General features: G+C 68.4%; 4 protein-coding genes. 1 reads left to right on the top strand and 3 read right to left on the bottom strand.

Going from position 1 to position 5,159, the window contains the following annotated elements:
- The coding region (locus D7X55_RS35490) for a glycosyl hydrolase (RefSeq protein ID WP_121725368.1) at positions 1–873 on the top strand (873 nt) is incomplete at its 5' end.
- 52 nt (positions 874–925) lie between these two features.
- Here the strand turns inward: D7X55_RS35490 and D7X55_RS35485 are convergent.
- The 3 genes from D7X55_RS35485 to D7X55_RS35475 form a co-directional block, all read right to left on the bottom strand.
- The gene (locus D7X55_RS35485; RefSeq protein WP_121725367.1) at positions 926–2,143 is read right to left on the bottom strand and encodes a FadR/GntR family transcriptional regulator; all 1,218 of its coding nucleotides are present in this window, start codon (positions 2,141–2,143) and stop codon (positions 926–928) included.
- Between the two features lie 562 nt (positions 2,144–2,705).
- Positions 2,706–4,433, bottom strand: coding sequence for a hypothetical protein (locus D7X55_RS35480; RefSeq protein WP_121725366.1), 1,728 nt, complete (start codon positions 4,431–4,433; stop codon positions 2,706–2,708).
- A 5-nt stretch (positions 4,434–4,438) separates the two neighbouring features.
- Complete coding sequence (locus D7X55_RS35475; protein WP_121725365.1) at positions 4,439–4,996, bottom strand: dual specificity protein phosphatase family protein; 558 nt, start codon at positions 4,994–4,996, stop codon at positions 4,439–4,441.
- Positions 4,997–5,159 lie beyond the last annotated feature (163 nt).

Genomic DNA, 5,159 nt, shown 5'->3' with positions numbered 1-5,159 from the left:
AAGCTCTGGAACGAGCCGAACAACAAGTCCCACTGGGACCTCGAGCTCGACAAGGACTGGCGCATCTATTCGCGGATGGTGCGGCTGGCGGGGGCGGCGGTCCGCGCGGAGCACCCGACGCTGCCTCGGGTGTTGGGGGGCATGTCGCCCATCGACCCTGGCTTCCTGGAGCACCTGGGGCGGCAGGGGGCGCTGGACGAGGTGGACGTGGTGGCGGTGCATGGCTTCCCGCTGGACTGGAACCACTGGCCCATCGACGAGTGGCCCCGGCGGCTCGCGGAGGTGCGCGCGGTGACCCGGCATCCGGTGTGGGTCACGGAGGTAGGGGTGTCCTCCTTTGGAGCGGAGGAGGTGCAGGAGTTCGGGCTCCGGCGCACCGCGGAGCTGCTCCTGGGCCGGGTGGAGCGCATCCACTGGTACAGCCTCTATGACCTGCCCAAGGCGTGGCCCGCCACCACGCGCCACCGCGAGGCGGAAGGGTCGTCGTACTACCGGCACTTCCACATGGGGCTCTTGCGCGAGGACGGCACCCCGAAGCGAGCCCTGCGCCACTTCGCGGACTACACGCCGGAGCTGGGCATCTGTCAGTGGTTCCACTTCGAGGACCCGCGGCTGGACGAAGCGGTGGCGTGGCTGAAGAAGCTGGGAGTGCGCCACCTGCGTACGGGCTTGAGCTGGGCGGACAGCCTGCGGCCCGGAGCGGAGGCGTGGTTCGACCGGCAGATGCGCGCGTTGGAGGACTTCGCCGTGACGCTCACCTACTGCTTCACGCCGGAGTCCTGCGGCATGGCCGCGCACCACACCAGTCCGCCGAACCACGTGGAGGAGTACGCGGACTTCTGCGCGAGGATGACGAAGCGCTACGCCACATAGGCCGCCAGGGCAGGCCATGCGTGCTCAAGCCTCATGGGCGGAAAGCCGTCGCTCACGATGAGGGTGGTGCCGGAGTTCGGGCAAGGAAGCGCCAGAGGCGAGCAGCCCACCGGCCCAGGATGCCGCGAAGCGATCCACGCTCCGCGCATGCCGCCGCACGCTGGAGGTTCTCTTCAGAGGACAAGGTCTCCCAACCCGTCCGGCGGTCAGCCAATCCTCCCTGCGCCGAGCCCATCCCACTCCCGGCACATTCCCCACGAACCTCGGTGGCGGTTGGAGGAAGGCAGGGAGCGACCCCGAGCACCGCGAAGTCCCCAGCAGTCGACAGGATGCTGTCGGGCCCACACGCCCCGAAGCCGGGGGCGGCTGGATTAACAACGCCAAGGTCACGCATCTCCGCGCCAGGGAGTGCCGCCAGCGCGGAGTCTTGAGGCGTGGCTGGCACGATGTGGCCAAGGCCAGGCTCCTCCACACAGGGCCGTGCCTCCAGGGCTTCATCCGGCGCACCGGCTGACACGGGGCCGTCCGGAATGCCCTCTGAGACGCGGTGGGAGTCGGGGACTGCCGGCAGGAATTGCTCAAGCAAACGCTCATCGCAAACCTTCATCAGTGTCGGCAGTTCCTGCTGGATGGCCCGCGTATCGCGATCATGCAGGGCATCCTTCGCGCAGTTTGCCCACTGCCGCAGCGGCTCACCTCCCAGGTGGGGCAGCAGCTGGGCCGCGCCAACCATGAAGGCCCGCTGCAGGGACTGCACGAGGAGCACGTGCCCGGGCCGGTTCGCCACCCGGGCCGCCAGCCGCAGCAACTCGAATTCCACCTGGGCGCAGGAAGCCCCCGACTCCCACCGCGCCGCGTCCCAGAGTCCGAAGCAGATGCTCCCCAGTTGGTCCAGGTCCCGCTTGGAAGCCCGTGCGCAGCAGTCGGACAGCAGCTCCACCAGCACCTGCCGCCGGAGGCTGAAGTAGCCCTCCAGGAGCCACCGGGCCTCTGGAGAGCGCGTGTCATGCAGCGCCAGGCCCAGGTTCTCCAGCGACAGGGACTCATCCAGTGGCACCGCGCGCGTCTTGCGTCCAGGCCGCTGCACCACCACGCCCCGCGCCGCCAGCCGCCGCAGCGCTTCACGGATGGTGCCCCGGCAGACGTCATAGTGACGCGCCAGCTTCGCTTCCGAGCCGAACCGCCCGCTCGGGTGAATCCGTCCCAGCGCGATGTCGCGCTCAATCTGCGCTTCCACGTACGCCACGAGCCCGCCGTGTCCCATCCCCATTCCCCTTCCTCGTTCCAGCATCGCCATCCAACCACAGGGGTCTGACATGGACGCGTGAGGCCTCACCGTCCGAGTCGGCTGACTGGAGAAGGCACCCTCCGGGGCCGGACTGAAAAAACCTGTCCGACTGTCAGACACGTTCGCAGGTCCTGGCTTCAGGCGGCAAAACCAGTCGGACAGTCGGACACGTTCGCAGGCTCAGCCCCCATGAAGTGAAAACCTGTCGGACTGTCGGACACGTTCGCGAGCTTGGGCCTCGGTTGGCGAAACCTGTCGGGCAGTCGGACAGGTTTTTGGAATCCGCGCCCGGCGGGCGGGTCTTTCCATTGGCTCCCCCGTTGTGTCCTCGTAGGCACGTCGTCTTGAACCGGTGCGTTGTCCTGGACCTGTCGGACAGTCGGACAGGTTTTTTGAGGGCGTGCCCGGCGGGGGCCTTTGTTCGTGGCCCCGTGTTGTTGTGCTCGCAAGAACCTGTCTGTGGTCCATTGGCGCGCCGGGCCGTGGTGGACTTGCGCGCATGACGTCGTGGCTTGCTGCTGCGCTTTTGATGCTTGCTCCCTGGTCAATGCTTTTTAGGCTGACGGCTCAGGGCGTCTTTCAGGCGCTTGGCGTAGCGGGCTGCGGCGGCGTGCAGGCGGGTGGCTTCGTCTGGCGCCACTGCTTCCAGTGCGGTCGCGGCCAGGGTGTGGTGCCCGCATTGGAAGGCGAGATAGCAGGGCTCGTAGAAGCACAGGAGCAGGGGGGACACGGGGTGGCCGCAGGTCCGCTCGACTTGCGTGGCGAGCTCGGGTTCGCTCAGGTCCAGTTCGACGGCGGCTCCCACGATGTCCCAGGCCACGTCCTGGCAGCCCACCAGGTCGAGCCCGGCATGGTGGTCCACGGCGTCTGTCTTGAGCACCTGTCCTCCGGGAAGCTCGAGCCATTCCCAGGCCTGGAGCTTGTGGTCTGTCTCCACCGGTCGCGCCGCTTGTTCGAGCGCATCCAGGTGGACGGCCCAGGCGTCGAGGGCCCTTGCGCTCTCTTCGCCAAGAATCTGACTGGTGTTGTAGCGGGCCATCTCCAGCAGCTGGCTCATGGAGGCCCCGCGCCCGGGCTCTGGCGCGGGGAAGGTTCGTGCCCGGAAACCGAGGTAATGGCCCAAGTGCTCCAGAGGCATGGCGCGAGGCCGGAGGCAGGCTCGCGGCGGCTCAAGCCAGGGCTGGACGAGGAAGCCATGCCTCAGTCCTGTGACGGGCGGTGTGAAGCCGGCTTCCGCGAGTTGTCGTGCCCGGTGGGCCCGGTGCTCCGCTGGGACTCCGAGGCCCGCGAAACGGAGCAGGAACGTGCCTTGATCCGTGGTCAGCAGGTACTTGCGGCGCTCCTGCTGGACGTGGACCGCGGGCCAGTCTCGTGGATCCGGGATGAGGTGCCGGCGCCAGGCGCCCGCGCTGATGTCCTCCAGTGGCGCGATGGCCGGTCCGGTGAGGTCCTCCACCCAGGCCGCGAGTCTCGCGGCACAGGTGTTGAAGTCCGCGGTGTGGCGGTGGACCTGGGCCCAACGTGCTCGTTGATGCCCACTCGCCATGGGACCTGGGGCGCCCTCGTGGCTGGGGAAGAAGTGGAGCCGCTCGCGTGGCAGGCTTCGGGCCTCCAGGAAATCCGCCACTGCTCCGAAGGAGCTGCCTGAGAGCCCGGGGCCTTCGTCCACGATGGCGGCCGCGTCCGCTCGGGCCACGGCTTCCAGTGCTCGCGTGAGCTGGGGACCGGGACTCAGCCGGCGCTCGAATGGGGGACCCTCGGGACGGACCGTGAGGGGCGGCTTGGACGCATCCAGGCCCGCGGCAACGATGCATGCGAGCCCGGTGCCGATGCTGCGCACGCCCACCACCCGCGTTGAACCCGCGAGCCGTGAGGCCCTCGCAGCCTCCAGGTACAGCTCCGGGTACAGCGCGAAGTGCGCGTAGCCTTCTGGCTCCTTGAGCGTCACTTGCGCGGGCAGGGGGCTTCGTTCCAGCGATTCGAGCAGTGCCAGCGAGGCCTTGCCCGTCGCGGTGACGCCATCCCATGAGTCACCGAGGCGTCTCGCGAGCTCCAGGGGCAGGGAAAGCCAGGTCTCACTTCTGGGGCCTGCCTCGTCGGCCGCGTCGAGCAGTCCCTGGGCGAGCACGCTGGCTTCGATGAACAGCGTCACCAGCTCCGCGTGCCGCTCCAGCCCCGGAGGAAGCGTGTCCAGTCTCCGCAGCCGGGCCCTCAGCGGACCGAGGACCTTCCTGGGGTCCAGCGCTCGCGGATGGTCTCCGTGGACGAGCATGCCCTTCAGCTTCCGCTCGTCGTTTCCATTCCCATGCGCAGATGCCGGTACGCGATGGTGCCCAGGGCCTCGAGCGTGGGCACCGGCCAGGCGACGGACTGTCTATCCCGCACGTCCTGCGTGTACGCGATGAAGGCCTTCAGTTGCTCCGGACTGGGCGACACGCGGGGCCTGCGCGTCTTCGCCAGGTCCAACGCTTCGAGCGGTTCCAGGCCCTGATCCACCAGCACGCACAAGGCCAGCAGCGCGCTCCTCCCGATTCCGTGCTCGCAGTGGATGAGGACCTTCTGCTCCTTCGCCAGCCGCTCGCGCACCCAGGCCACCCCGTCGTGGATCATCCTCAGCTGGATGGCGCGCATGTCCACCGTGGGCAGGTGCAGGAACGTGATGCCGTGCTCCCGGAGCACGTGCTCGTCGTCCTGACACTCCACCCGGACATCCACCACATGACGCACGCCCAGCTTCTGGGCCAGATGCGCGGCGGCATCCATGGGATAGCTTCCGCCCACCGCCAACAGCGGCGTCACCCAGTCGAGATTGAGCTCCCGCTCCTTCACTCGCATGCGCGCTCCCTTCCATCCCGGCGGCTCGGGACCCTGGAGGAACATAGGGGCCCGGGGTGATGGACGGCCGGGCGGGCTCGGAGTTGGCGCGGGCGCTCGCTCCGCTTGAGTGGCCCTGGGAGGGGAGGGGACATGGCGCCTTTCATGAGGGGCTGGCCGGTGG

This window comes from Corallococcus sp. AB049A (genome assembly GCF_003668885.1).
Taxonomy (GTDB): Bacteria; Myxococcota; Myxococcia; order Myxococcales; family Myxococcaceae; genus Corallococcus; species Corallococcus interemptor.
This window is presented reverse-complemented; position numbering and strand designations above follow the sequence as displayed.

Excerpts from the sequence above, each read along its gene's own strand:
- D7X55_RS35485 (WP_121725367.1), bottom strand. The coding sequence starts at position 2,143 with ATGGGGATGGGACACGGCGGGCTCGTGGCGTACGTGGAAGCGCAGATT.
- D7X55_RS35480 (WP_121725366.1), bottom strand. The coding sequence starts at position 4,433 with ATGCTCGTCCACGGAGACCATCCGCGAGCGCTGGACCCCAGGAAGGTC.
- D7X55_RS35475 (WP_121725365.1), bottom strand. The coding sequence starts at position 4,996 with ATGCGAGTGAAGGAGCGGGAGCTCAATCTCGACTGGGTGACGCCGCTG.